Below are 26263 nucleotides of genomic sequence, written 5' to 3'. Positions count from 1 at the left end.
AGACATGGTCTCCACTCCCGCCTACGACCCACCCGCCGCCGCCCCGTCGTCCGGTGAAGCCACGGCCGATACGGCCGCCACAGCCCGCCACACCGGGACGATCATCGCCGGCTGTCTGGCCGTCTGCCTGGCCCAGATCGGCCTTGTCCTGCCCGCCGCGATCAACGGCGTCATGCAGCGCACGCTTCAGACGTCCGGCGGGGAACTGACCTGGATCAGCGATGCCTTCCTGGTGCCCGCCGCCGTCCTCGCACTGACCTTCGGCGTCGTGGGCGACCTGTACGGCCGTAAGAAGCTGGTGGTCGGCGCGGCGCTGCTGTCCGCCGTCGGCTATCTGGTGTCGGCCACCTCCGACTCGGCGGCCCAGCTGATCACCGGCCAGGCGATCTCCGGTGTCGGAGCCGCCGCGCTCTTCCCCGCCTCCCTGGCGATGGTCATCGCCGGCACGCCGACACCGGCCGCGCGCGCCAAGGGCCTGGCCTCCTGGACCACGGCCCTGTCGCTGGGCGCCCTGATCGCCCCGCTGATGTCCGGCGGCATCGTCGAGCACGCCTCCTTCCAGTGGGCGTTCGGCGTGACCGGAGTGCTCGCCGTGCTCACCGCGGTGGGCGCCTGGCTGCTGGCCGCCGAGTCCAGCGCCCCCGAGGGCCGCTCGCTGGACCGGCCGGGGCAGATCGCCATCGCCGTGGCCATGCTCGCTCTGCTGTACGGCATCATCCAGGGCCCCTCCGACGGCTGGGGCTCGGCACCCGTCGTCGCGTGCTTCGTCGCCTTCGCTGTGTTCCTCGTCGCGTTCGTGCTGGTGGAGAACCGCAGCGCGGCTCCGATGCTGCGCCTGGAGCTGTTCCGTATTCCGGCCTTCGCCGCGTCGGCCGCGATGGCGGTGATCGGCATGTTCGGCTTCCTCGGCGGCGCGTACGACCTGAGCATCCGCCTCGGCGTCATCCAGCACCAGAGCCCCTTCCGGGCCGCGGTGCCCTTCCTGGTCGTCCAGGGCATCACCCCGTTCATCTGGCCGCTGCTGGTCCGTCTGCTGCACCGCGTCGGACCCGGCCCCATGCTGGTCGCCGGGTTCGTCTCGCTGGCTGTCGCCCAACTGTGGCTGCGGGCGGTGCCGATCGACGAGACCGGCCTGGTGCCCCTGCTCGGGCCGCTGGTGCTCAACGGCGTCGGCTTCGGTCTGGTCGTCGCCGCCATCACCGCCGCCGCCGTCAACGTCGTGCCGCCCGCCCTGACCGGCATGGCCAGCGCCACCACCAGCCTGGTCCGCGACCTCGGTCAGACCCTCGGCCCGGCGGTCGTCGGCGCCGTCGCCCTCGGCCTGGCGTCGAGTCAACTCACCGGCAGCCTCGCCGACTTGGGCCTCACTCCCAAGGAGCACGGCATCGCCTCCGCCGTCCTGCACGAGGGCGGCCCGATCGCCCTGCACACCGCCGACCTCGGCCCGCTCGGCGCCAAGCTCGCCCCATACACCACGGACGCCCTGGCCCACGGCTACAACAACGGACTGATCCTCACGGCCGTCGCCTGTGCGGCCGCCGCCGTGATCGCCGCCGTCTTCATCGGCTTCCGGCCCGGTGGCACGCGGCCGGCCGAGGCGGAGAGGAGCGCGAAGTGAAGTTCGCGACCTTCTTCCACGACGGGATACGGCAGTCGGGAGCCGTCGCCGACGACCATGTCCACCCGTTCGAACACCCCGTCGAGCTGCTGGACCTGATCGAGGAGGGCGAGCAGCCTCTGCGGACGGCGGGCGCACGCGCCCTGACCGGCACTCTGCCGCTGCCCCTGGCCGACGTACGGCTGCTGCCGCCGCTGCAACCGCCGACCGTACGCGACTACATGACCTTCGAGAGCCATGTCGAAGGCGTCGCCCGGGGATACGGCGACACCGTCCCCGAGGAGTGGTACGCCGCGCCCGCGTTCTACTTCACCAACCCGTACGCGATGATCGGCGCCCACGACGACGTGCCCCTGCCGCCGGGCTGCCTCCGCTTCGACTTCGAACTCGAGGTGGCCGCCGTCATCGGCAAGGCCGGCCGGGACCTGACCCCCGAACAGGCACGCGAACACATCCTCGGCTACACGATCCTCAACGACTGGTCCGCCCGCGACCTGCAAGGCCGCGAGATGAAGGTGAAACTCGGCCCCGCCAAGGGCAAGGACACCGCCACCACCCTCGGCCCCTGGCTCGTCACCGCCGACGAACTGGAACCCCACCGCGACCCGGCGGGCTTCCTCGACCTCACCCTGACCGTCCAGGTCAACGGCGAGGAGGTCGGCCGGGACCGACTGGCCGACATGGCCTGGACGTTCGAGGAGATGACGGCGTACGCCTCCCGCGGCACCTGGATCCGCCCCGGTGACGTCCTGGGCTCCGGCACCTGCGGCAACGGCGGCTGCCTGGCCGAACTCTGGGGCCGCGGCGGCATCTTCGAACCCCCGCCGCTGGCCCCCGGCGACACCGTCACCATGACGGTCGAGGGCATCGGCACCATCAGCAACACCGTCGTCGAAGGAGTCGCCCCGGTGCCCCTGCCACCGGCCCGCCGCAGGCGATGACCGGGACTCAGAGGTACTTCGTGAAGAACGGCGTCAGATGGGCCGTCACCTGGTCGACGTACTCGGGGACGTCGTAGAGGGAGACGTGTCCGGCGCCGTCGACGACGGCCAGCTCCTTGGGGCTGTTCACCCGGGGCAGCAGTTGCTCGGCCTGCCACAGGGAGCCCGCCTCGCTGCCCGCGACCATGAGGAGTGGCCGGGTCAGCAGGGTCTCGACCTGGTGGAACGCGTCGAAGGCGTAGATGTTCGCGATGCTGGTGAAGAGCATGCGGTTGTCGGCGTTCGGGTGCTGGGCGCGGGGTGTGCGGTAGTAGTCGTGGGCCTCGGCCATGTCGGGGACGGTGGTCTCGTCCACGGTCTCGGGCACGTACGGCACAACGGCTGCGTCGGCGCCCCGGGCCTCGGCGGCCCGCTGCTGCGCGACCGCGTCGAGGGTCGCGAGCTGGTCGGCGACGGGCTCGGAGCCGTCCCAGCCCAGGCGGTAGGCGGCGCCGATGTCGATCGGGCTGATGGCGCCGACGGCCTTGACACGGCGATCGGTCATCGTGGCGTTGACGGCGTACCCGGCGCCGGCGCAGATACCCAGCACTCCGATGCGGTCGGCGTCGACGTAACCGAGCGTGGACAGGTGGTCCACGGCCGCCCGTACGTCCTCGACCCGGGAGGCGGGGTCTTCGAGGTGGCGGGGCGTTCCGCCGCTCGCGCCCTGGTGCGAGGCGTCGAAGGCGAGCGTGACGAAGCCCTCGCGGGCGAGCTTGGCGGCATAGAGGCCGGCCGTCTGCTCCTTGACGCCGCCACCGGGGTGGACGGAGACGATCGCCGGGTAGGACCGGTCCTCGGAGAAGCCGTCCGGGAGGTGGAGGTTCCCGGCCATGGTGACGCCCGCGTTGGTGAAGGTGACGTTCTGCACGGTGATGCCTTTCGCTGATCCGGCCGGGAGAACGGCCGCGAGGCCGCCGCTCCCCCGATCGAGGGGAAAGCCCGCAGAGCCGGTTCGAACCAAGCTCTGCGCGCAGGCCGACGACCATGCAACCGCCGCATCGCCGAACGAGGGAGTCACCGCTGAGAGGTGTCATGACAGGGCACCCCACCAGGCCCTGCGGCTGCCTAGCCTGGAAGGCATGGACCACCGCAGCGAGATCCGCGAGTTCCTGACCTCCCGCCGGGCCAGGATCACTCCCGACCAGGCAGGACTGCCCAGCTACGGCACCCGCCGGGTCCCCGGGCTGCGCCGCGCGGAGGCCGCGCAGCTCGCCGGGGTCAGCGTCGAGTACTACGCCCGCCTGGAACGGGGCAACCTCACCGGGGTGTCCGACACCGTCCTGGACGCGCTGGCCCGCGCCCTGCGCCTGGACGACGCCGAGCGGGCCCACCTCCACGACCTGGCCCGCGCCGCCGGAACGAGTCCACGCCGCCGCAGACCCACCAGGGCCCCGCAGGGCGTGCGCCCCAACGTCCAACGTCTCCTCGACTCGATGACCGACACCCCGGCAGCCGTCATCAACGGCCGCACCGACGTCCTGGCGACCAACGCACTCGGCCGCGCCCTGTTCGCACCGCTCCACGACACCACGACGCACCCGCCCAACCACGCCCGGTTCATCTACCTCGACGCCCGCTCCCACGACTTCTGGGACAACTGGGACCACGCCGCGGACGACGCCGTGGCCCTGCTGCACGCCCACGCCGGCCGGAACCCCTTCGACCCGGATCTGACCGCCCTGATCGGCGAACTGTCCACCCGCAGTACGGACTTCCGCGCCCGCTGGGCCCGCCACGACGTTCGCCGGCACACCACCGGCTTCAAACACCTCCACCACCCCGCCGTCGGCACCCTCCACCTCACCTTCGAGGCGATGGCACTCGTCGCCGACGAGGACCTGACCCTCCTCGCCTTCGGCGCCGAACCCGGCACCGCCTCCGAGGACGGCCTGCGCCTGCTGGCGACCTGGGCGGCCACCCACGATCAGCAGCCCGCGGTCCCTGCAGCCGACGAGACCTGAGCGATCGGTCCGCCCACAAGGCGATGCAGCACATGGCCGACGACGAGGTCACGTCCCGCCCCCACGTCCGGCACGGCCGCCCCGCCCCGCCCCGCCCCGCCCCGCCCCGCCCCGCCACAAGATCACTCAATTCCGCAACTCCGCAACGGCCCTGCGGGCCGGGACCTGCCATGCTGGGCAGGTTCGATTCGGCCCTCACACCTCGGAGGTCTTGATGCGTGCAGGCGTCGTCGTCGCCGCGCAGCCCGGTGTGGAGGATCTCGCCGTGCAGGCCGAGGAGTTGGGCTTGCACAGCTTCTGGGTCAACGACACCCCCATGGTCCACGGCGACCCCTTCGTCGCCTTGAGCCTGTGTGCGAAGGCCACCAGCCGCATCAGGCTCGGCATCGGCGTGACCTCGCCGGCGCTGCGCTCGGCCCCGGCCACCGCGAGCGGGCTCGCCAGCCTCAACGCCCTGGCACCGGGCCGGATCATCTGCGGAGTCGGCACCGGAAACACCGCCCGGCGCACCCTGGGCATGCGGCCGACCACGGCGGCCAGGCTGGAGAACTTCACCGTCGCACTGCAGGACCTGTGCGCCGGACGTTCGACCGAGTACCGCGAGGGCGACCGGGTCCGCGAGATCCGGTTCCTGCACGCGGGGGCGCATGTGAACACCGCCGACCCGATCGAGTTCGTCGTGGCCGCGCTGCTCGGACCGAAGGCCGCCGCCGTCGCCGGCCGCCGCGGCACCGGCCTCATCTCCTTCGGCCTGCTGGACCCCACCGCCTGGCACGCGCTGCACGACACCCGCCGCCACGCCGCCCAGGACACACCCCTCGACCCCGACGCGCACACGGGCTCCCGGGCAAACTCCTACGTGGTCACCTCGCTCCACCTGCTCGACGAGGACGAGGACCCCCACGGCGACGCGGCTCGGGACGCGACGGGCCACCTCGTCCTGTCGCTGCTGGCCTTCGCCGCCGACACAGCCGCCGACACGCCCGCCTTCGCCGAGCAACTCGGCCCCGAGGAACGCGAGGCGGTGCGGCGGCTCCTCGACCGGCGCGGCACCACCGCCACCGCGCCGGACCGGCACACCAAGCTCTACCCCAACTACCTCGGACGCATCGCACCGCAGGACCGGGACCTGGTACTGCCCTCGCTGATGAACACCCTGGCCCTGGTCGGCACCCGCGACGACCTCCTCGCCCGCATCACCACCCTGGAACAGGCCGGCGTCGACGAACTCCTCATCCAGCCGGTGATCGACCCGCCCACCGAGATGGCCCGGCTCGCGAAACTCCTCACCTGAGCCGGCCCCGCCCCCAAGTGCAGCGTCTCCGTGCGCAGCGGGATTCACCTACCGAACAGACCGCGGTGAACCCATCGGGCGGGCGAGCGACGCAAGCATCACCGGCTCAAGGTGCAGGGGAGCCACGGTTCCCATAATGTTGCAATCAGAGCGTTTCCTGGGTGTTTTTCTCCCTCGCCGGGGGGTTCGGCGGTAGTTCCCGTCACCGCAAGAATCACCGCATTGTCAGGAGCCATGATGGCCACCCGGAAAGCCGACCCTCGTGCTGTCTCGGTCTACGCACTCGCCGGCATCCGACTCTTCAACGGGGCCGCCGGACTGCTCGCTCCCGACCTGCTCATCCGGCGCCTCGACCCCGATCGTGAGCCGCCCAGTCCGGCGGCGGTGTACGCCTTCCGGCTCTTCGGGATCCGTACGATCCTGCTCGGCCTCGATCTGCTGACCAACCGCGACGAGCGGTTGCGGGAGGAACTGCGCGACGGTGTCCTGATCCACGGCAGTGACACCGCGACGGCGGCCGCCCTGGGTCTGAGCGGCCGGCTTCCACCGCGCACCGCGGCGCTGACCATCCTCATCTCGGCCGCCAACACGGTCCTGGCCGCCACCTCGCTCGCCAACTCGGCGAAGGGGAAGCCGAAGTGACGGGAGGGCCCAGTGCCGTTCCCCCGACCGAGACGGATTTCGACCACATCGTCGTCGGCGCCGGGGCGGGAGGCGGACCGCCGGCGGCCGACCTCGCCGCCGGCCGCAACCACGCACGCCACGGATTCGACGGCCGGCTGCCGACCGCCCTCGTCGACCCGAACGACTGGCGGGCGCAGACCCATGCCCTGAAAGGGCTGTGGCAGCTGCAGGCGAGCGACGTGCTCCCCGCAACCGTCCAAGGAGGACCGCGATGAGGAAGCAACCACGCGAGGCACGAGGTTCCGCGGCCGGATACCGTACGTCCCTGTTCTGGCGGCTCGTCACCGCCGGTGCCCAGTACGTGGACCGGCGCGTCGGCTGGGACAGACTGCCCGTGCTGCCGGGCCTGCTGACGCTTCTCGGACTGCGCGTCAAGCTCCGGCAGGAGAACCTCCACGACACCGGCAGGCTGCCCTCGGTGAACCTGCCCGATCCCGCGCCCCCCTCCGGGACCCACAAGGTCAACCGGACCGCCGACGGCAGCCACAACGACCTCGACGAGCCTCGCATGGGCATGGCGGGCACCCGCTTCGGCCGGAACATCCCGCTGGACCGGATCGCACCGGCCGCCCCCGAGGACGTCCTGTCCGCGCCGAGCCCGCGCGAGGTCAGCCGCGCCGTGCTCACCCGCGACGAGCTGACCCCCGCCGAATCGGTCAACTCCCTGGTCGCCGCCTGGCTCCAGTTCATGGTCCGCGACTGGTTCAGCCACGGGACCAGCCCCACGGAACGGCCCTGGGAAATACCCCTCATGGACGACGACCCGTGGCCGGAACACCCCATGCGGATCATGCGGACACCGGAGGACCCGACCCGTGACCCGCAGGCGCCCGAAGGGACGCCCGACACCCGTGTCAACGTGTCCTCCCACTGGTGGGACGCCTCGCAGATCTACGGGGCGAACGAGACCGAGCAGCGTCTGATGCGCGCCGGCGAGCTGGGCAAGCTGCATCTGTGGGACGACGAGCAGTCCCCGATCCCCTCGGACCCCTCCCGGGACCCGTCGCACACCCCCGGCTTCTGGCTGGGCCTCGCCATGATGCACGACCTGTTCGCCCGGGAGCACAACGCGATCTGCGACCATCTGCACGGCGCGTACCCGTCCTGGAACGACGAGGAACTCTTCCAGCGCGCCCGACTCGTCAACGCCGCGCTCCTCGCCAAGATCCACACCGTGGAGTGGACTCCGGCCGTGATCAGCCATCCCACCACCGTCAAGGCACTGCGCGCCAACTGGTGGGGCCTCGCGGGCGAGCGCGTCCACGACCTCTTCGGCCGGATCAGCGACAGTGAGATCGTCAGCGGCATCCCCGGCGGCGAGACGGACCACTACGGCGTCCCGTACTCCCTCACCGAGGAGTTCGTGGCCGTCTACCGCATGCACCCGCTCATCCGCGACGAGTGGCATCTGCGCGCCGCCGCCGACGACACGAGCCTGCGCCACTGCACCCTCCGCGACATCTCGGGCCCCGGAGCGCTGAAGGTCCTGGAGACCACCGGGATGGGCGATCTGCTCTACAGCTTCGGCACGCTCCACCCCGGACTGGTCACCCTGCACAACTTCCCCAGGTTCCTGCAGGAGTTCGAGCGCCCCGACGGGCAGCTCCAGGACCTCGCCGCCACCGACATCCTGCGCTCCCGGGAGCTGGGCGTCCCCCGCTACAACGAGTTCCGGCGCCTGCTGCGGCTGAAGCCCGCGGCGAACTTCCTGGAGCTGACGGAGAACCGGGCGTGGGCCGAGCAGATCCAGTCGCTCTACGACGACGACATCGAGAAGGTCGACCTGACGGTCGGGCTGTACGCGGAGAAGCTGCCTGCCGGATTCGCCTTCAGCGACACGGCGTTCCGCATCTTCGTCCTGATGGCCTCGCGCCGGCTGAACAGCGACCGCTTCTTCACCGAGTACTACACCCCCGAGGTGTACTCCAAGGCCGGTATGGCCTGGATCGACGACAACAGCATGGTCACCGTGCTGCTGCGCCACCACCCGGAGCTGCGTACAGCTCTCACGGGGCTGACGAACGCCTTCGTACCGTGGCACACGGCCGGAGAGACGACGACCTGACATGACACGACATGACGGCGACGGGCAGGTCCCGCGAGGAACTGCCCGTCGCTGTCATGTCTGAACCTGCGTGTGCCCGGAGTCTCTAGGCGCGGACCGCTTGGCCCGAGAGGGGCAGACGGGCGTTGTCGAGGATGGCGTCCATCCGGGCCACCTGGCCCGCTGTGAACATGAACATGGCCACGTCGTCGGTGTAGTCCATGTAGTTCATGAACATGTCCCCGTTCGGCGCGTTGCCGCATGAAGTCGTCGGGTAGCTGGGAACGCCGGTGTTGGGTCCGCCCTGGTTGGGAGTGTCGGCGACGAAGTCGTCGCCTGTGCAGCCCTCGCCGTCGTCGCCCCAGATGTGCCGAAGGTTGAGCCAGTGGCCGATCTCGTGCGTGGCCGTGCGGCCCCCGTTGAACGGTGCGGCGGCGGTGCCGTTGGTGCCGAAACCGGTGTGGGTGACGACGACACCATCCGTGGCGGCGGCGCCGCCCGGGAACTGGGCATAGCCGAGCAGACCGCTGCGTAGCTGGCAGACCCAGATGTTGAGGTAGCTGTCCGACGGCCAGGCATCCTGGCCGCCGCCCAGCGAGAACTTGACCGCGTCGTCCGTGTCGAAGTCCCGGAGCGGGGTCGGGGTGCGGGTGATGCCGTTCGTGGGACGGCCGAGCGGGTCCCGGGTCGCGAGATGGAACTCGATCCGGGCGTCGGCGGCTATCGACTGCCACACCGCGGGCACGCGGACGACGTCGGGATTCTTCATGCGGAAGTCTTGGTTGAGGACGTCGATCTGGCTGCTGATCTGCGCGTCGCCGATGTCCTGTTCGGGAGTGTTGTGCACCACGTGCACGACGACCGGAATGTCGGTCACACCTCGTCTGGCTGTCCTCTCCCCCGCTTCGTACTCGGCCGCGATGTTCTCGACCAGCGAGCGGTTGCCGGCGTACTCGGGGTTCTGGTCCAGGAGCCTGCGATGGACCTCCATCGCACCGCACCAGCGGCTGTAATCGGCAGAGGTCGCGCGGGAGGATGACGGGGTTCCGGGCATGGTGAGCCTCCTCGGATCGGGTCGTCGGAGATGGCAGTCACGGGCCTTGGTGGCGGACATCGCACACTGCCCATGAGCCCATACAATAAAAAGTGTAGGCATACATGAATAAGCCAGGCAATTCGACTAATTGATATCAATAACGAATGCCAATAGAGGTGGTCGATCATGGGTGAGCTTCCCGCCGGCCTGTTCCAACGCTGGATGCACTCTTTCGAGGAGGACAGCGAGGGAGTGACGGTGTACCGGCCGTCCGACTACCCTTTCCCGCCCGCGCGTGGACGGGGCGGTATGGAGTTCGCTTCGGACGGCACATTCATCGACCGTCCCGTCGGGCGTGGTGACGCTCAGAACACGGTCGTCGGCCGGTGGGAGCCAGTTGAGGGCGGTCGTCCGACCGTTGCTGTCTCCGAGAGCGGCCGTCCGGAGCGCGAGTTGGAGATCGTGCACTGTGACGAGCACGTCCTGAAGCTTCGCCAGTCACCGCGCAGGACGTAGGCGTGATGTGAGTGGTTCACAGTGAACAGGCCGGTGATCCGGGCAAGCGTGAGGTGAGGGGCCCCAGGTGGCAATCAATGAGATCGCCACCGAGATCCCGGCGCGGTGCCGTCAGAGCGCCAGATCGTGGGCGAGGGCGGTCATCACGGCCTTGGTCTTGCTCTCGCCGACCGGCGGCGGCTCTACGTTGCGCTTGCGCAGGGCCTGCTCGAGCAGCTTCTGGGTCTTGGTCGCGTCGGCCATGCTGGTCCGCACCGAGACCTCGAGGAAGCGCAGGTTCTTGGTGGTCCACTCCTCGATGACCACGGGGCCGGGGAGGGCTTCCCAGCCAGGCTTCCACTTGACGGCGCGCACCGGGCCGAGCGCCCTCAGATCCTTGAGGTCGTCCCCCGCCAACCCGACGACGTCCTTCAGGAGGCGGCGGTGCGGCTCGATGAAGAGCTGGTCCAGTGCCCCGCGCTCCGCCCCGAGCACCGACTCGACGAGCTGCGCTTCGACCTTCCGCTCGGCCTGCAACGACGCGGCCGGCACGGGTGTGAAGGCGGGACCCGTCCGGTCCTCCTCGATCGTGAACTTCCAGTCCTCGTCCTCGACTTCGAGATTCTTCTGCCAAGCGGGCGGTAGCGGTGGGCAGGGCCGCAGCTTGACGGTCACCTCGGTTTCGAGCTTGGATCCGTGGTCCCGGTCGTCCAGACGCAGGCGGAAGATGACTCCGCGGTCGAGGAAGGGCAGCGAGATGCCCTCGCTGCCCTTCCTCGGGCTGTCCCAGAAGTAGATGGTGCGACTGCTGCCCTCGCCGCTCTGGAGCTCGAGCGCAGCGGACGCATCGCGGGCCTCGTCCCCGGAAAAGCTGATCTTGATTTCCGCGGCCGTGGCCATGGCCATTGAAGTCTCTCCCATGGTGCTGCTTTTCCACGATGCCGCTGCCTCGCACCCTGCGTCACCGGTTCGGCCGACGAGCGACGTCGTCCATTCGCCTTCCCGGAGTACGCGGTCGACCAGTTCGTCCTGCGCTGCGCTGAACTCCGGGTCGGCGCAGCGCACGCCAGGCGGGTGAACATCAGGCGATGTCCGGCCGACCGGGGCTGGGCCGGGGATAACGCCAGGAGTGGATGGCGGTCGGCAAGGGCTTCCTCCGTGAGCCGGGAGGGCAGGAAATGGCGATCATCGGCACCTGGAATCTGGAGAACCTCTACCGGCCGGGCGGCCGCTTCGGCCCCAAGGACGAGGACGCGTACGCGGCGAAGCTCAAGGCCCTGGCCGGTACGATCACCCGGCTCGAGCCCGACCTGCTCGGGGTCCAGGAGGTCGGGGACCCGCAGGCCCTGGCCGATCTGACCGACACCCTCGATGGCCAGTGGCACACGGCCTTGTCCGCGCATCCGGACGGACGCGGCATCCGAGTGGGCTTCCTCAGCCGACTGCCGCTCACCACACTGGCCGACGTCACCGACTTCCCCTCTTCACTGACCCCGGTCCAAGCCGACGACCACAACGAGCCGACCGCCAGGATGGGCCGCGGCGCCCTCGCCGTACGCCTCGAACCCGCTCCCGGGCACCCCCTCGATGTCGTGGTGTGCCACCTCAAATCCAAGCTGCTGTCCTTCCCCGACGGCCGCTTCAACCCCCGCGACGAGGGCGAACGCGCCCGCTACGCCGCGTACGCCCTGTTCCGACGCGGCGCCGAAGCCGTCACGGTCCGCGCCCTGGCCGACCAACTCCTGGCCGGTGACGGCGAGGCCCGTGACGTCGCCGTGCTCGGCGACCTCAATGACGAGCCGGCGGCGGCCACCACCCAGATCCTCCTCGGCCCGACCGGCTCGCAGATCGGTGCCTCCGGCTTCGATCGCCCCGACCATGGCGACGCGGCCCGGCTCTGGAACCTCGCCCCGACCATCCCCGAGGACCAGCGACACTCCCGCGTCCACGCCGGCCAACCGGAACTCATCGACCACATCCTGGTCAGCCACGCCCTCCTGGCCCGCGTCGAGCAGGTCTTCACCGGTGCCGAACACCCCCTGCCGTCCGTCGACGCCGATCCCACCGAGCGCCGGGACAAGCCCGCCTCCGACCACGCCCCCGTCCTCGCCGCCCTCCGCTACCCCTGAAACAGCCCGCGCCCATGGGCCGATACGCCCGGAGCAAGAGGCCGGAAATCGCCGGTTCCACGACAAGCTGCCAGGGCAACCAGCCCCTTGTCCGCCCCCGACCAGGACGGGGCCGGCACCGGTCGGTCGACACCCGACCACTGCTCCGCCACCGCGGCGGACAACTTCCTGCACCCGGTCTTTCCCATCGGCACGACCACCCCGGCCGTGCCGTTCCCACAGCATTCGGAGATGAGCCATGCCTTTGAAGAACTACGGTGTGCTGGCCGCCCGCGCCGTCGACCGGCGCCGGGAGGGATCCAGTGACACCCCGCACTACCAGATCCACCTCGCCGACGACGCCGGCACCCACTACCGGGCCGCGGTCAACGTCGAGTCCCAGCAGGCCCCCTCGGAGCTGCTGTACCTGGCCGACGACAACTTCCGCCACCCCGTGACGGAGCTGCTTCCACCCGCCGGCAGCGGATGGACCGCCATGCCGTCGCAGCCGGGTACCGCCAGCCTGGACTTCATCCGCGGCAACCTCTTCGACCCCGCCTCGATGCGGACGCTCCCGCCCGACCTTCCGGGCGCCGACAACGACCTCGCCGATCTGCTCGACCACTACGTGCAGCGGACCATCGCCGATCCCACCGCCGCGGTCTACGCCTTCGGGGAACGGTGGGGTCCCGAGACGGACAAGGCCGACAAGGTGTTCGGGTTCCGGCCCGGCAACGGCGTCCACGACATCCACATGAACCAGGGCAGCACCGGGCGCTTCCGCTCCGACAACGGAGTCTGGCAGGACGGAGCCCTGCTGCTGCACCTGCCCGCCGAAGACCGCTGGGTCGCCGTCTTCCTGGCCTTCCAGTCCCAGGCCTGGCACACCGACGACACCACCGGTCACCCCATCGACACCGCACCACCCCGCCCCGGCGACCAGGAGGAACCGGTGCGGATCATGGCCGCAATGGTCAACCCCCTCGGCCCTGCGCCCGAGGCCGAGACCATCACCGTACTCAACGCCTCGCCCGCCCCGGTCAACCTCCAGGGATGGCACCTCGCCGACCAGAACCTGCAGACCCTGCCTCTGCCCGCCGGCCAGCTCCAGCCCGGCACCACGCTCACCGTCCCGGCCGGCAACGGATTCCACCTCGGCAACCGAGGGGGCACCATCACCCTCCTCGACCCCGACGGCCTCAAAGTCCACGGCGTCTCCTACACCGCACGACAAGCCCAACGTGAGGGCCAGACAGTCACCTTCTGACACCGGCAACCGCAGGTACCCACCACCGGTACGCCCCGGCGACCGTCATCATCCGCCCACCCAATGCGGCGCAGTGGAGCCTTGAGTCCCGGCCCGACGACGGGGCACCCAGCCGGGGCCATGGCGCCACCGCGCCGCAGGAGGTGGGCGGCGAACTGCCGGAAATCCGGGCGACGGCCACCGACCCGGCTGACACGCCGGCGCACATGACCACGCCACCCTGGACGGGTGCCGGTTCAAGTTCTGCGACTTCAGCGACGCAGACCTCCGCCTCGGAGCAACGACCGCACCGCGTACCCGCGCCGGTCCCCACGGCATCCCCAGGTAAGCGCTGCCGCGGCGGTGGCCCAGGCGGTGAGGATGACGAGCGCGCCGCGGACCGGCGCCGTGCCCGCCAAAGGGTGTGGGGTTACATGACGCCGCCGCCGGCGCCGATGTTCTGGGCGGTGACCCAGGACGCGGCGGGCGAGGCGAGAAAGGTGACGACTGCGGCGACCTCTTCGGGTTCGCCGACGCGGCCGAGGGGGGACATGTCGGCGGCGGTGGCGCGGAAGTCGTCGGTGAGCAGGTCGGTGTTGGTGAACCCGGGTGAGACGGTGTTGACGGTGATGCCGCGGTGGCCCGAGTCCATGGCGACACCGCGCACGAACTGCTCCAGTGCGCCCTTGGACCCCAGATAGAGGGTGGTGCCCGTCAACAGCAGTCGGGTGCCGCCGGAGGAGATCGCGATGATCCGCCCGTTGTCCCGCACCCGGGTGGCGGCCTGCTGCAGCACCAGAAACGCGCCCCGGGTGTTGGTGTCGAAGGTGGCCTGGTAGTCGGCGAGCGTGTACTCGGTGATGGGCTTGTTGATCACGATCGCCGCGTTGGACACCACGATGTCCAACGGGCCGAGTTCGGTCTCGGCCGTGTCGAAGATGCGGGGGATGCTGTCCGGGTCGGACACGTCCCCGGGAACGGCGACGGCGCGCCCGCCGACGGAGGTGACGGCCTGCACGACCCGCTCGGCAGCCGACTTGTTGCTGTGGTAGTTCACCGCGACGGCGGCGCCGCGGGCAGCCAGCCCTTCGGCGATCGCTCGGCCGATGCCGCGGGAGGCTCCGGTGACCAGGGCGTTCTTGCCGGCCAGGTCGGTGAGGGTCTCGGACACGGGTGGTGCCACGGGTGGTGCTCCTTCTGCGGGGGTGATGACGGAAAGGGCCGATGGGGCCGGTGTCCTAGCGGTTGATGGTCTTCTGCTGCTGCGCCGTGTACCGCTCGCCCTTGATCTGGATCTGGGCGATGGCCTCTTCGATGCGCTTGAGGTCCTCGGACGTCAGCTCCACGTCGTCGGCGCCGATGTTCTCTTCGAGGCGGTGCAGCTTCGTCGTGCCCGGGATCGGGGTGATCCACGGTTTCTGCGCCAGCAGCCATGCGATGGCGGTCTGGGCCCGCGTCGCCTGCTTGGCGTCCGCGATCTCACCCAGCAGCGCGATCAGCGCGAGGTTGGCCTGGCGAGCCTCCTCCTCGAAGCGCGGCAGCACGTTGCGGACGTCGTCGGCCTCGAACTTCGTGTCCTGGCTGATGGCGCCGGTCAGGAACCCCTTGCCCAGCGGGCTGAACGGCACGAAGCCGATGCCCAGTTCCTCCAGCGTCGGCAGGATGATCCCCTCGGGCTCACGCCACCACAGCGAGTACTCGCTCTGCAGGGCCGTGACCGGCTGCACCGCGTGCGCCCTGCGAATGACGTCCGCACCGGCCTCGGACAGGCCGAAGTGCTTGACCTTGCCTTCCTGGACGAGTTCCCGGACTGTGCCCGCGACCTCCTCGATCGGCACGTCGGGGTCCACCCGGTGCTGGTAGAAGAGGTCGATACGGTCGGTCCGCAGGCGCTTGAGGGACTGCTCGGCGACGATCCGGATCCGTTCCGGGCGGCTGTCGAGTCCCGCCGTGGGGTTGCCGTCCTTGAACCCGAACTTGGTGGCGATGACGACCTGGTCACGCACCGGCGCGAGGGCCTCGCCCACCAGCTTCTCGTTCGCCTCCCCATACGCCTCGGCCGTGTCGAAGAGCGTCACGCCGCGCTCGGCGGCCGCCCGGATCAGTTTGATGGCCTCACCCGTGTCCGCGGCCGGGCCGTAGCCGAAGGTCATTCCCATGCAGCCGAGCCCGATCGAGGACACTTCGAGGCCGCTGTTTCCCAGTTCGCGCTTCTTCACGGTGGTTCCTTTGCATGAGTGGGTGAGTGGGCACCGACCATGCAACCGGGAACGGACACGGTGAGGGAGTCTCCGCTGTGAGGGGTAATGGCAGGGACCCCCTGCGGCATATGCGCAGGCCAAAGCCCCGACCTTGCTGCCGGTCGCGGCCGGAGAGGGCGGGGCGGTGGAGGGGGACTGCGGGAAGGCGGTTCAGTTCTCGGAGTCCGCCTCGGCGGCCTGCGCATCCGCGGCCTCGGCCGTGGCGGACCAGCTCGCCAGCAGTTTCAGGGCGTCCTCGGCCGCAGAGCCGGGGGCCGCGTTGTACAACGCCACGACCAGTCCCGAGCCGTCCGGCAGGTTCATCGATTCGAAGTTGAGCTCCAGCTCGCCTATGACCGGGTGCCGGAGGCGCTTCGTCCCGTCATGGAAGACGTGCACGTCGTGGGCGCCCCACAGCACGCGGAAGGTGTCGCTGCGGGTCGACAGCTCACCGATCAGGTTCGACAGCTCCCGGTCGTGCGGGTTCTTGCCCGCCTCGATCCGCAGCGCGCCCACAGCACCTTCGGCGATGCGTTCCCAGTCGACGTAGAACCGCCTGGCCGCAGGACTGAGGAACAGGAACCGCTGTGTGTTCGCGCCGCAGGCCGGATCGGCGTACATCTCCGAGAACAGTGCGCGGCCGAGCGGGTTGGCGACCAGGATGTCGAAGCGGTGGTTCTTCACGAACGCCGGCATGCCCGGCATCCCGTCGACTATGCGCTGCACGCTGGGCCGCACGCTCGGCCGGGCAGGCCTTCGCCGCACCCGGGCGGGCCTCGTGTTCGCCGCCCGGGCCAGGTCGTACAGGTGCGTGCGCTCCGTGTCGTCGAGCCGCAGGGCCCGCGCGAGCGCGTCCAGGACGTTGTCGGAGACACCGCTGAGGTTGCCGCGCTCCAGCCGCGTGTAGTACTCGACGCTCACGCCCGCGAGCGTCGCGACCTCGTTCCTGCGCAGCCCGGTCACCCGGCGGTGGCCGTGCACGGGCAGACCTGCCTGCTCGGGCGTGATCTTGTCACGGCGAGACTTCAGAAACGCACTGGTTTCGGCGCGGTTGTCCATGACGCCAGGGTAGGTTCGCGGCGCACGGTCTGAGAGACCCTGTCGTTACCCCTCACAGCGGCGGTCCTCCGACACCGTTTCAACGGGATCGACCCGCAAGAGCCGAGGTCGCTGGAGGCGGGGAACGCGGCGCGGCGCGAGGGTCATGCACCGGACGAGCCGCTCGTACGCCCTGATCCGGCGTGCCCGAGAGGCACACGACCGGCTGGCGCACGACACCTCGGGACCACGACACCCTGCGACTGGCGTGTGAGGCAAGTTGTCTCACATGAAGGGTGCCGCATGCCGGAGGAGCCGCTCGTCCACCAGCGCTTTCTCATGAGTGTCAGGCTCGGTCACGACACGGTGGACGCGGTGGTGGACGCGGCACTGCGGGCATGGGCACCGTAGCGATTCCCGTTCGACCGGCTGTCCGATGCGGCCGGCTCCCCGGCACCTCCTGCTGCCCGTGCTCGTGCGGCAGAAGCTGCCGGGTCTGAAGCGGGCGCACGCCTGACCACTTCATGCGCGGAGCAGCGTCGGTCAGGCGACGGGCAGGCCGGCGGTGCCCTGCGTGAGGTGTTCTCGGCAGGATCCCGGGCTCAAGGGGTACGGACGACCGGCACGCTTCGCTCCACGGTGTAGGCGTGGACGGCTGTCAGCACCGTCTGCTGGTCGGCCGCGATTCCGGCCACCTGGTCGGACTTGAGCAGGTCGTCCATGGCGGCGCGGCTGTCGGCTCCGATGACGACGCTTCCGTGATAGCGGCGGAAGGTCGGGGTGTCGTGGCAGACGCCGAGCGTGGGGTGCACATAGCGCGACCAGGGCAGAAAGGTGTACGTCCGCAGGTCCCGCGCCCCGGCCTCGTGGAGCGCGGGACCGATGCGGTCATGGACGTACTTCCGGAACACCCGGCCCCCCACTCCGCGCCGCCGGCGCAGCAGCAGAACCGTGCGGTGGCCTACGGCGTCGTCGTGGCCGTCGGTCCACCAGCGGCCGCCGCCCGGACCGGTGACCTGCCCGAGCACCCGCTCGAACACGTTCTGCTCGTCCAGGTAGACCTCCCGCATGTGCATGGGCATGCCGAGCGCGGCGGCCGTACTTCCGAACCGGACCTCGGCCACGCCGTCGCAACGCCAGTCCGAGGGAACGACGGTGCCCACCGTGGGCGACGGTTCGCACCGGTTGGCGGTCATGACGGCGGCCCGTACGAGGGCGTGCCGGGCGGCGGCCCGCCGGTTGCGCAGGGCACCGAGCGGCGCTCCTGTTCGTAGGCGCTCAGCAGGCCAGGTGTCCCCCAGCCCTTGAGCACCGCGGCCAGCGCCCAGCCGAGTGCAGGTCGTTGTGGGTGCCGGGGTGAGCAGCCATGGTCACCACCTCCTGAAGGAATCGTCACTTCCGAGAGTGATGTCAGTCAATAGAACTGACGAAACATTCAGCAAACGAGATGGACACGCATCGCCCCTCGGGGCGGAAAAGAGTTGATGATGTCTTCAGTTCTGAATCGATCGCCGGTGCCCTGGAGGACGCGATGACCGAGAAGACCGCGCCCCGACGCCGCGCCGACCAGCGGCGGGCGCGGACGCGGCACGCGCTGGTGTGCGCGGCCCAGCGGCTGCTGGCCGACGGGCGCACCGACGTCGCGGTCCTGGAGATCACCGAGCTGGCGGACGTCGGAGTCGGCACGTTCTACAACCACTTCGACACCAAGGAAGACCTCTTCCGCGTCGCGGTCGAGGAGGCACTGGAGTGGTTCGGCGGCCTGATGGACCGGCTCACCGCGGACATCGACGACCCGGCGGTCGCCTACGCCCAGAGCTTCCGCATGACCGGCCGACTGCACCGCCGTTACCCGCAGCTCAGCCGGGTCCTCCTGAAGCACGGCCTCGAAGTGATCCACTCCGACAGCGGTCTGGGCCCGCGCGCACGCCGTGACATCCAGAACGCGGCGGAAGCCCGACGTTTCGAGGTGGAGGACCTCGATCTCGCCCTCGCGCTGACGGTCAGCGCCCAACTGGCCCTGGGCACCCTGCTGCACGCACAGCCCGACCGCGACGACGCGCACTCCTCGGACCTGGTCGCGCGCGGGCTGCTGCGACACTTCGGCCTGACCGCCGAGGAGGCCGCGCGGATCTGCTCGCTGGACCTTCCGGATCTCGACATGGTCGACGCCGTGGTCACGTGAGCGCCCGCAGGGAGCGCCCCAGAGCCTCGACAGCCGACAGGCTCCCGTGACAGCACGGGCCGAGCCGCGGCGAAATCTCCTGCGCTGCAATTGGGTGACGGTGCCTCAGCCGGCACGGTGGCCGGGCGTCTGCCTCGGGACGAGTATGCGCGCATCGAGCTCTGCGAAGAGGTTCTCCGCCACGGCCCGTCAGACTGTGAGGCTGTCGCGGCACACCAGGGCCTGGCTGTGACCGGTGGACGCGAACGGGTGGTCGGTGGGGCGTTCGCCACCGTGCCCACTGAACCACAGCAGGGCCGTGTCGCCCGGTCCGCTGCGGCCGAGATGGTTGACGATGCCGTCGACGAGGGCGGACCTGGTGGCCCGCGCGTCTCGCAGGCGCAGGACGTTGGGCCGCACACCAGGCTGTCCCCGCAGCCACCGCTCGGCGGCCGCCACGTCGTCCACGCAGCCGGTCAGGGGGACACGGGATAGGCGTCGATTTCGACAAAGAGGGCGTATACGGTCCGCATGCGGCGATCCTGCCAGTCCGCCTGGCGAGGCGCAGGCGCATTCCGGTTGTTCAGGACCTCGGCAGCCCGCCGACGGCAAGGCCGCCCAGGTTGGGACAGCCCAGGTTGGGACGGCCCGGGGGCGGGTCCTATGTCCGCTCCTCCTCCCCCTCGTCGCGGGGCATCAGGGCGCCGTCCAGCCAGGCTGTCGTCAGTTCGACGCGGGAGCGGCGGCCGGTGCGCTGGAAGAGCCGGGTGAGGCGTTGTTCCACGGTCTTCTCGCTGCACGCCAGGCGAGCGGCGATCTGACGGTTGGTCGCGCCTTCACCGACCATCGTGATCAGTTGGACGTCCTGCTCACTCAGGCCCGGGGCGACCGGGCGGCGGGGCCCCGGCATGCCGGTGCGGTGAGCCGTACCGGACAGCGGGGCGCGGGCAGGGCCCGCTATGCCCAGCCGGGCCGTCCCCCGTGCGATGTCGGCCAGCCAGGGCTTGGGGTCGGTGTCGAGGTCCGCCAGGACGCGGGAGCACTCCAGAGCCAGCGGGAAGTCGCCACGCCCGCTCGCGGACGTGTGGGCCGCTCGCGCGCTCTCCGTGTCCCGGTGCACCACGCCTCGCGCCAGCAGCAGGGCCTCGTACGCCAGGGGGGAGCCCGTCTCGTCGTGCAGAGCCGCCAGTTCCCGTACGACGCGTCGGGCCTCCGGCCGGTCGACGTCGACTCCGCCACCGATACCGCCGTGCGGACCCTTGCGCGGGCCCCCGTCCGGACCCTTGCGCGGACCGCCGTCCGGAGCGTTGTGCGGTCCGTTGTCCAGGGTGAAGCGCAGGATGCGCAGCAGAAGCCGTTCCGTGCCTGCTGTCAGGACGGCCTCCTCCCGCGCCCGTGCCACATCCCGCCAGGCGCCTTCCAGGGCCTCGTCCGGGCGTCCCGACCAGGCGCGGACCGTCAGGCGGACCCGGGCGGCCAAGGGGTGGGCGATCGTGTCGGGGATCAGTTCCAGCCAGTTGCGGGCCCGTGTCAAGTCGCCCCGGAAGCAGTGGATTTCGGCTGCCAGGGCGCGCACGGCCGGGTGACCGGCGGTGGAGACGGGGTGCGTGGCGCGGGTTCGGGCCTCGATGCGTCGGGCTGTGGACAGGGCAGCGTCCCAGTCGCCCGTGTGGTAGGCGAGGACCATGGCGTGGTGGTGGGCGGCGGCGCTGTTCCCCTTGGCGCGGTAGCGGTCGCCGAGCACTGCTCGGAGGCCGCCTGCCAGGTCGCCGTACGATGCGGCTGCCCGCAGCCGGAGTTCGGCCGGTCCGTCCAGCGCCTCCGGGGGCAGGGCACGGCGGGCGCGCTTCCACAGGGTGCGGTTGCCTGTGGCTGCGGACAGCAGGCGCAGTTCGGCCGGGGTGGGCAGCGGCGCTTCGGAGGTTCGGGCGGCCGGTGTCGCGGTCGGACAGGGGGTGGGTGGAGCCTGCGGACCGATTCCGTACCGGCTTGCCGTCGCGAACAGTTCGGCGGTCAGGGCGCGGTGGCCGGGGGGATCGGCCGGGAGGGTGTGCTCGTGCAGGGCGGACAGGGTCCAGGCCTGCGCGGTGAAGTGCAGAGCTGCGGTGGCCTCGGCGCTGTGCCGGTCGTGACGGGCGTGCCGGTTATGACGGGCGTGACGGGCGGTGTCCGGAGCCGCTTCCGGAGCGGTGTCCGGAGCCGTATCCGGAGTGGCGTCCGGAGCCGTATCCGGAGTGGTGTCCAGGGCCGTGTCCGGAGTCGTGTCCAGGGCCGCGCGCAGGGGTTGCTCCAGTTCCATGACCTCGGCGTGGGCCGCGCGGGCCAGACCCAGTGCGGCGGCCCGGCGCAGTATGTCGGGGGTGCGGGGGTCGTCCGGGGGCAGGCGGCGGAGCGCCGATGTGTAGGCGCGCAAGGCGCGGGGCTGGTCCGCGCGGGTGTCCTTGCGGGCGGCGGCGAGGAGCAGCGGAATGGCTGTGGCGTCCTCCAGGGCCTGGCCCGCGGCTGTCACATGGTCGGCGAGCCGGGGGTGGCCGGTTCCTGCGGCGGCCGGGCCGAGGCGGTCGACCAGTGGCCGGACCACGGCCGCGTGGAGGGCGGGGACCGTGCGCGAGGGGTGACCGGGGTCGGGCAGGGTCAGCAGTGCGGCGGCCAGCGCGGGCACCGCGAAGGCGATGCGTTCGCCCCGGTCGCGGTCCAGGGTCAGTACGCCGCTTCGGAACAGGGCGTCCAGGGCCTGGGCCGGCGTGCCGGTCTGCGAGGTGCCCGCGTCGCTGCCGGTGGCTGTCAGGCGGTGCAGGTCGGGCAGCAACAGTTCGGCGCGGTCGGTGAGGTGGGCCAGGGTGGCTGCCGCTTCCGTCGCCATGGGGCCGGGGTAAGGGTGTCCCTGCCGGCTGAGACGGATCAGGCTGAGCCGGATCAGGTCGTCGGCGTGTGTGGTGACCGGCAAGGGGAACGGGAACGGGACGGTGCCACGGGCCTGCGGGGTACCCAGTCGGCCGTCCACCTCCGGCAGTGCGCCGCTGTCCGCCAGGTCTGCGAGGAGGGCCAGGAGTGCCTGGGGGTTGCCCGCCAGGGTGCCGAGGTCATGGGTCACCGCCTCGACCAGTTCCCGTTCCACGGGCCGGCCCAGGCGACGCTCGACGAGTGCGGCCACGGCTCGGGGATGCAGCGGCGGCAGGTCGAGGACTTGGTCGACCGCGGCGAGCAGGGGCATGCCGCCGTCCTCGCGGTGAGTCGGCGGGTGGCCCGGTGCATGCGGTGGCCCGGCGGCCAGTACCACCGGCAGGCCCGCCGGGCGGAACACCCGCAGCAGCAGTGCGAGGGCGGCGACCGTCGCGGGCGGCAGCCGTTCCATGCCGTCGCCGATCAGAGCGAGCGGGTATCGGTGGGCGGCGGTCGTCAGTGCTTCGCCCAGCGCGGCCAGGACGGCGAGCGCGGCGGGTGAGGCGTGGGCATCCGCGTGGGCATCCGCGTGGGGCGCGGGGCGGTCTTCGGCAAGTCGGGACCGGGCGCGGCGGACGGCGTTCACCCGGGCCGAGAGGCGGGTGTCACGGATCTTGGCGAGGAGCCCGCACACCGCGTCGGCGAGCGGTCCGGCGGCGACCGCCGCCCCTTCCTCGCCCCGGTCACCGGGGTTCGGCGGTCCGTCGGTGCTCCCGCCCTCGAAGGCGGCCGGTACGGGCAGTCGCAGCACGCGCACTCCGTCACCCACCGCCGCCGACCGGGCCGCCTCCAGCACCGTGGTCTTCCCGGCACCGGGGCCGCCGGTGACGAGCAGGGTGCCGGGTTCGGCGGTGGCGCGCAGGACACGGGCGATCGCGGCGATCTCGGTGTCCCGGCCGATCGGACCGGAGTGCGCCACGGGTAAGGGGTTCGGCGGCACGGCGACTCCTCGCATCGTTCGTCGCTTCCCTCGTCGATTCCCTAGTCGATTCCCTCGTCGCTTCCTTCGCCCGGACGGCCGGGCCGCGCCGTTCGGTCTCCGACGGCGTCCCCCGGCCAGGGGGATCGCATGGGAGTCCCAGCCGTTTGCGCACCGGGCACAGCAATAATTGCAGTCGCCCTTACGGTCCGGTCGACCGGGTTCGCCCCGGCACGGGGAGTCGGCCTGCCCAGGCACCCACGCGGCACTAGGAGAGCACGGACTGTGGCAGGTCGGAGAAACACCGAGTTGGTCCCGGGCGGCACGGCCGCCCGGCTGGACCATTCCTACGAGCAAGTGGTCGGCCGCGAGGAGGAGTTGAGGGAGGTCCATGCGCGGCTGAGGGATCCCGACGGGCCGCGTCTGGTCGTCGTCCGGGGTGAACGGGGCGTGGGGCGGAGCGCGTTCGTGCGGGCGCTCGGCGAGCGGCTCCGGGCGGAGGGGGTCGCGGTGCTGCCGCTGACCTGTGCGGCCGGGGACACGGAACACCCTCTGTTGCTGGCGTTGCGTCTGGTCCGGGCGCTGCCCATGGCGCGGTCGGCGAGGCTCGGCCCCGGGCCCGGAGCCGGGGCGTCCGGGGCCGGGCGTGGCCGAGGCCGGATGCGGTCCGACACGGATGCGCTGGCCGCTGTCGAGGCGGGGGATCCGACGGCGATGGGCCTGGTGCTCGCCACGGCCGTCGCAGCGGGGCAGGCAGGGGGTGCGAGGCCGACGGTCGTGGTGATCGAGGACGCCGAACATGCCGACGCCGACTCCCTCGCCCTGCTGGGCGGAAACGGCGGCGACGGCCTCCTTCCGCCGGACGTCCGACTGCTGGTCACCGTCGTCGAGCGTGGAGCGGCGGGCGAGGGCGGGACAGGTCTCGGGAGCGACGGCAGGGCAGGCGTCGGGGACGACGGCGGGGCCGCATCCGGGGGCGGGGTCGACAACGCGTCGGCCGGGTCGGGCCGTCGGCGGCCCGTGGAGCGGCTGGCGGGCGAGTTGTCCTCGTACTCCCTCGTGCTCCGGCGGCTCGGTGAACCGGAGGTCGCCGCCATGGTGGCCGGGCGGTTGCAGGCGACTCCGCAGCCGGATCTGGTGCGGCGGGTGCACCAGTTCGGCCGTGGTGTGCCGGTGGCGGTCGACGCCCTGCTGACCGGGTGGGTCCGGGAGGGCGCGATCCGGGTGGCCGACGGCCACGCCTTCCTGAGCGCCCGCGTTCCGGTGCCGCTGCTGCCCTACGACCACCCGCTCGTCGCGGAACTCCGGGCACTCGGTGAGCCGTACGGGACGGTGGCCGGGGCGCTGAGCATCCTGTGGCCGCTGGGCCGGGCGGCGCTGACCCGCGCGGCGGCGGTGACCGGGCTGTCTGCCGAGGAGACGCGGGCCGCGCTGCGGGTGCTCGGCTGCGCGGGGATCGTGGCGGAACTGAGGGAACCGGCGCGGCCGGAGGAGAGCCCGGAGGGCGTGGAGGGCGTGGAGGGCGTGGAGGGCTCGGAGGGGCCGTGCGACGGTGGTCGGGGCGTCCGGGGCTGGATGTTCTGCCTGCCTCTGGTGGAACACACCGTCCGGGAAGGGCTCGGGCCTCTGGAGCGGGCGCGGCTGTCGGCTGCGGCCGTGTCCGAGCTGTGGGGTGAGGGGGCCGGGGGCGAGCGCCTGCCCGCGGAGGCGGGCGGCGGTGGCCTGCTGGCCGAGGCCGATGCGGTGACCTATCCGGCCGACCGGATCGCGGACGCAGGCGTGCTGGTCGACCGGGAGCGGGCCGTCGACGAGCTGGTACGGACCGCGGATCGGCTGCTTCCCGATGTCCAGGGGCCGGTCCTGCTGCGGTACCTGCGGGCGGCCCTCGACCTGATCGAGGATCCCGGGGCGCGCGAGCACATGCTGCTGCGGTACGCGAAGGCCGCCTACGTGGTCGGCGACTACTCGCGCGCGCGGGCCACGGTTGAGGAGATCCTGCGCGACCCCGCCGACAGCCTCACCGATGACCTGCTCCAGGACGTCGCCCTGCTGCTGGTCGCGTCGACGGCCGCCTCGGAGGACTGGGCGCAGGTGTCCCGGATGGCTTCAGCGCACTGGTGGCGGGACCTGCCGCTGCCCCCGATAGCGGCCCTGACGGGCCAGGCGCTGGCGCTCGGCAACACGGAGCGGTGGCTCGAGGCGCGTGATCTGCTGGCGCGGACCGAGCCGATGTGGCGGACCGGCACCCGTGAGCAGTGGAACCCCGAGTGGTTCAGGGTCTGTGCCGAGTGGGTGCTCGGACGGCCGGAGCGGTTCCGGCAACTGATGAGCGCTCCGTACGGGCCTGACATGACGCTCGACTCCAAGCACGCTCTCAGCATGGCCGCGGCCGATCAGCTCCTCGGCGCCCGGGATCTGCACGGTACGACGCGGGCGCTGGCCTTCCGCGGTCTGTCGCCGGAGTGGATGCCTGCGTACACCCGCTTCCTGTGGCTGCACCTTCAAGGGCGTTGGGACGAGGCGCTGGCGGTCGCGCGCTGGATGCTGGCGAACCGGCAGGCGTTCAACCCTGCGCCGAGCCACCATCTGCTCCCCGCCCGGACGGCCGGCATGCTCCTGGCCAAGGGGCGCGCCACCAGTGCGCGACGGCTGCTGGACAGTGCGCGCAACCCCCACGGAGGGCCGCTGGAACTCTTCCTGGACCAGGCCGAGGCCGAGGTGCTGTGTGCCCTCGGCGAGACGGGCGAGGCCGAACGGATCCTGCGCCGCGCACTGGCGGTGGCGGGCGAGCGCGGACACGCCTACGGCGCCGACGAGTTGTGGGCCCTTCTGGCCGAACTCCTTGCGGAGGCCGGACGGGTCCCCGAGGCGGCCGAAGCGCTGGCGAACCTGGAGACGCTCACGGAGCGCACCGTGGGCGAACGGACCCGGTTGTTGTGGTTGTCGACGTCGGCGCGGGTCGCGACTGCGGGCGGCCCCGGTGGTCCTGACGGTGGTCCTGACGGTGGACGGGAGCGGTTGTCGGCTGCCGTGGAGCTGGCCCGCGCGCGTGAGCAGCCGTTCGAGACGGCGGTCGTCCTGATGTCCGCCGCCCGTTCGGGGGCCGGCTACGAGGAACTGCTGTACGAGGCGTACGACCTGTTCGGCGAGGTCGGCGCCGCGCTGTGGCGATTCCATGCCCGTACGGCGATGCGTGAGGCCGGGCTGGCCGTGCCGGATCGTCGGCAGGTGACCGTCGAGAACGAGCAGTTGCTCGCCACCCTGATCACCGAGGGCCTCAGCAACCGCCGGATCGCCTCGGTGCTGCGCGTGAGCGAGGACGCGGTCGCCAACCGGCTGACGCGGCTGCTGAGCCGTACCGGACTGCGATCCCGTACGGAGGTGGCCACGGCGGTGCTGACCAGCGGTGAGCCGGCCTGGCCGGTGCGGTGAGCCTGTCGGGGTGGGGCAGTGAGCCTGTGGGAGTGGCGCGGTGAGCCTGGGGTGGCGC

21 protein-coding genes are annotated in these 26263 nt (G+C 71.2%); 11 read left to right on the top strand and 10 right to left on the bottom strand.

Translation table 11 applies throughout. The features are described from left to right. The first annotated feature begins 4 nt into the window (after window positions 1-4). On the top strand, window positions 5-1618 hold the full coding sequence (locus ACWD4O_RS37865) for an MFS transporter (RefSeq protein WP_451287190.1): 1614 nt from the start codon (window positions 5-7) through the stop codon (window positions 1616-1618). Further along, window positions 1615-2559 (top strand): fumarylacetoacetate hydrolase family protein, encoded by a 945-nt coding sequence (locus ACWD4O_RS37860; protein WP_451287188.1) that lies wholly within the window; start codon window positions 1615-1617, stop codon window positions 2557-2559. Before ACWD4O_RS37865 ends, ACWD4O_RS37860 begins: the two co-directional genes overlap by 4 nt. 7 nt (window positions 2560-2566) lie before the next feature. Here ACWD4O_RS37860 and ACWD4O_RS37855 read toward each other — a convergent pair whose 3' ends face one another. Next, window positions 2567-3475, bottom strand: coding sequence for an alpha/beta hydrolase (locus tag ACWD4O_RS37855; RefSeq protein ID WP_451287278.1), 909 nt, complete (start codon window positions 3473-3475; stop codon window positions 2567-2569). A 205-nt stretch (window positions 3476-3680) separates the two neighbouring features. Between ACWD4O_RS37855 and ACWD4O_RS37850 the strand changes: the two genes are divergently transcribed. The 5 genes from ACWD4O_RS37850 (at window position 3681) to ACWD4O_RS37830 (ending at window position 8605) form a co-directional block, all read left to right on the top strand. Continuing rightward, entirely contained in the window at window positions 3681-4562 is an 882-nt protein-coding gene (locus ACWD4O_RS37850; protein WP_451287186.1) for a helix-turn-helix transcriptional regulator, read from the top strand. A gap of 214 nt (window positions 4563-4776) precedes the next feature. Continuing rightward, window positions 4777-5856: an LLM class flavin-dependent oxidoreductase gene (locus tag ACWD4O_RS37845; protein WP_451287184.1), complete on the top strand. Its 1080-nt coding sequence runs from the start codon at window positions 4777-4779 to the stop codon at window positions 5854-5856. Window positions 5857-6090: 234 nt separating this feature from the next. After that, the gene (locus ACWD4O_RS37840; protein WP_451287182.1) at window positions 6091-6498 is read left to right on the top strand and encodes a hypothetical protein; all 408 of its coding nucleotides are present in this window, start codon (window positions 6091-6093) and stop codon (window positions 6496-6498) included. Next, window positions 6495-6755, top strand: coding sequence for a hypothetical protein (locus ACWD4O_RS37835; protein WP_451287180.1), 261 nt, complete (start codon window positions 6495-6497; stop codon window positions 6753-6755). Before ACWD4O_RS37840 ends, ACWD4O_RS37835 begins: the two co-directional genes overlap by 4 nt. After that, the gene (locus tag ACWD4O_RS37830) at window positions 6752-8605 is read left to right on the top strand and encodes a peroxidase family protein (RefSeq protein WP_451287178.1); all 1854 of its coding nucleotides are present in this window, start codon (window positions 6752-6754) and stop codon (window positions 8603-8605) included. Before ACWD4O_RS37835 ends, ACWD4O_RS37830 begins: the two co-directional genes overlap by 4 nt. A gap of 85 nt (window positions 8606-8690) precedes the next feature. Here the strand turns inward: ACWD4O_RS37830 and ACWD4O_RS37825 are convergent, their stop codons facing one another. Both ACWD4O_RS37825 and ACWD4O_RS37820 read right to left on the bottom strand, forming a co-directional pair. Continuing rightward, window positions 8691-9575: a zinc metalloprotease gene (locus ACWD4O_RS37825; RefSeq protein ID WP_451287176.1), complete on the bottom strand. Its 885-nt coding sequence runs from the start codon at window positions 9573-9575 to the stop codon at window positions 8691-8693. A 672-nt stretch (window positions 9576-10247) separates the two neighbouring features. After that, window positions 10248-11180, bottom strand: coding sequence for a hypothetical protein (locus ACWD4O_RS37820; protein ID WP_451287174.1), 933 nt, complete (start codon window positions 11178-11180; stop codon window positions 10248-10250). A 68-nt stretch (window positions 11181-11248) separates the two neighbouring features. On the opposite strand from ACWD4O_RS37820, the gene ACWD4O_RS37815 reads away from it, so the two are divergent. Beyond that, on the top strand, window positions 11249-12244 hold the full coding sequence (locus ACWD4O_RS37815; protein WP_451287172.1) for an endonuclease/exonuclease/phosphatase family protein: 996 nt from the start codon (window positions 11249-11251) through the stop codon (window positions 12242-12244). 238 nt (window positions 12245-12482) lie between these two features. Next, window positions 12483-13490: a DUF2278 family protein gene (locus tag ACWD4O_RS37810; protein WP_451287170.1), complete on the top strand. Its 1008-nt coding sequence runs from the start codon at window positions 12483-12485 to the stop codon at window positions 13488-13490. Window positions 13491-13899: 409 nt separating this feature from the next. On the opposite strand, the gene ACWD4O_RS37805 is transcribed toward ACWD4O_RS37810, so the two are convergent. The 5 genes from ACWD4O_RS37805 to ACWD4O_RS37785 all read right to left on the bottom strand — a co-directional run bounded on the left by ACWD4O_RS37805 (window position 13900) and on the right by ACWD4O_RS37785 (window position 18143). Then, complete coding sequence (locus tag ACWD4O_RS37805; protein WP_451287168.1) at window positions 13900-14652, bottom strand: SDR family oxidoreductase; 753 nt, start codon at window positions 14650-14652, stop codon at window positions 13900-13902. Between the two features lie 55 nt (window positions 14653-14707). Beyond that, the gene (locus ACWD4O_RS37800) at window positions 14708-15688 is read right to left on the bottom strand and encodes an aldo/keto reductase (RefSeq protein WP_451287166.1); all 981 of its coding nucleotides are present in this window, start codon (window positions 15686-15688) and stop codon (window positions 14708-14710) included. 192 nt (window positions 15689-15880) lie between these two features. Continuing rightward, entirely contained in the window at window positions 15881-16768 is an 888-nt protein-coding gene (locus tag ACWD4O_RS37795; RefSeq protein WP_451287164.1) for a helix-turn-helix transcriptional regulator, read from the bottom strand. Between the two features lie 581 nt (window positions 16769-17349). Then, entirely contained in the window at window positions 17350-17943 is a 594-nt protein-coding gene (locus ACWD4O_RS37790) for a hypothetical protein (protein WP_451287162.1), read from the bottom strand. Continuing rightward, window positions 17940-18143 carry an FAD-dependent monooxygenase gene (locus ACWD4O_RS37785; RefSeq protein ID WP_451287160.1) on the bottom strand — a complete coding sequence of 68 codons (204 nt, stop codon included), beginning with the start codon at window positions 18141-18143 and terminating at the stop codon, window positions 17940-17942. The genes ACWD4O_RS37790 and ACWD4O_RS37785 overlap by 4 nt, the downstream gene beginning before the upstream one ends. A 135-nt stretch (window positions 18144-18278) precedes the next feature. On the opposite strand from ACWD4O_RS37785, the gene ACWD4O_RS37780 reads away from it, so the two are divergent. Next, window positions 18279-18932 carry a TetR/AcrR family transcriptional regulator gene (locus ACWD4O_RS37780; RefSeq protein WP_451287158.1) on the top strand — a complete coding sequence of 218 codons (654 nt, stop codon included), beginning with the start codon at window positions 18279-18281 and terminating at the stop codon, window positions 18930-18932. Window positions 18933-19121: 189 nt separating this feature from the next. On the opposite strand, the gene ACWD4O_RS37775 is transcribed toward ACWD4O_RS37780, so the two are convergent. Next, a complete protein-coding gene (locus ACWD4O_RS37775; RefSeq protein ID WP_451287156.1) occupies window positions 19122-19379 on the bottom strand; it encodes a hypothetical protein in 258 nt (85 codons plus the stop codon). Between the two features lie 193 nt (window positions 19380-19572). After that, on the bottom strand, window positions 19573-22794 hold the full coding sequence (locus ACWD4O_RS37770) for a helix-turn-helix transcriptional regulator (protein ID WP_451287154.1): 3222 nt from the start codon (window positions 22792-22794) through the stop codon (window positions 19573-19575). Between the two features lie 264 nt (window positions 22795-23058). On the opposite strand from ACWD4O_RS37770, the gene ACWD4O_RS37765 reads away from it, so the two are divergent. Then, window positions 23059-26205 (top strand): AAA family ATPase, encoded by a 3147-nt coding sequence (locus ACWD4O_RS37765; RefSeq protein WP_451287152.1) that lies wholly within the window; start codon window positions 23059-23061, stop codon window positions 26203-26205. The last annotated feature ends 58 nt before the right edge of the window (window positions 26206-26263 follow it).

This window comes from Streptomyces sp. NPDC002623 (assembly GCF_053592635.1).
Note: the sequence above shows the minus strand (reverse complement) of the source record. Positions and strands in the feature narration are given on the sequence as shown.

Bases quoted from the DNA above. Each gene is read 5' to 3' on its own strand.
- ACWD4O_RS37865 (WP_451287190.1), top strand. From the start codon at position 5: ATGGTCTCCACTCCCGCCTACGACCCACCCGCCGCCGCCCCGTCGTCC.
- ACWD4O_RS37810 (WP_451287170.1), top strand. From the start codon at position 12,483: ATGCCTTTGAAGAACTACGGTGTGCTGGCCGCCCGCGCCGTCGACCGG.
- ACWD4O_RS37815 (WP_451287172.1), top strand. From the start codon at position 11,249: ATGGCGGTCGGCAAGGGCTTCCTCCGTGAGCCGGGAGGGCAGGAAATG.
- ACWD4O_RS37825 (WP_451287176.1), bottom strand. From the start codon at position 9,575: ATGGAGGTCCATCGCAGGCTCCTGGACCAGAACCCCGAGTACGCCGGC.
- ACWD4O_RS37780 (WP_451287158.1), top strand. From the start codon at position 18,279: ATGACCGAGAAGACCGCGCCCCGACGCCGCGCCGACCAGCGGCGGGCG.
- ACWD4O_RS37830 (WP_451287178.1), top strand. From the start codon at position 6,752: ATGAGGAAGCAACCACGCGAGGCACGAGGTTCCGCGGCCGGATACCGT.
- ACWD4O_RS37840 (WP_451287182.1), top strand. From the start codon at position 6,091: ATGATGGCCACCCGGAAAGCCGACCCTCGTGCTGTCTCGGTCTACGCA.
- ACWD4O_RS37795 (WP_451287164.1), bottom strand. From the start codon at position 16,768: ATGGACAACCGCGCCGAAACCAGTGCGTTTCTGAAGTCTCGCCGTGAC.
- ACWD4O_RS37845 (WP_451287184.1), top strand. From the start codon at position 4,777: ATGCGTGCAGGCGTCGTCGTCGCCGCGCAGCCCGGTGTGGAGGATCTC.
- ACWD4O_RS37790 (WP_451287162.1), bottom strand. From the start codon at position 17,943: ATGACCGCCAACCGGTGCGAACCGTCGCCCACGGTGGGCACCGTCGTT.
- ACWD4O_RS37850 (WP_451287186.1), top strand. From the start codon at position 3,681: ATGGACCACCGCAGCGAGATCCGCGAGTTCCTGACCTCCCGCCGGGCC.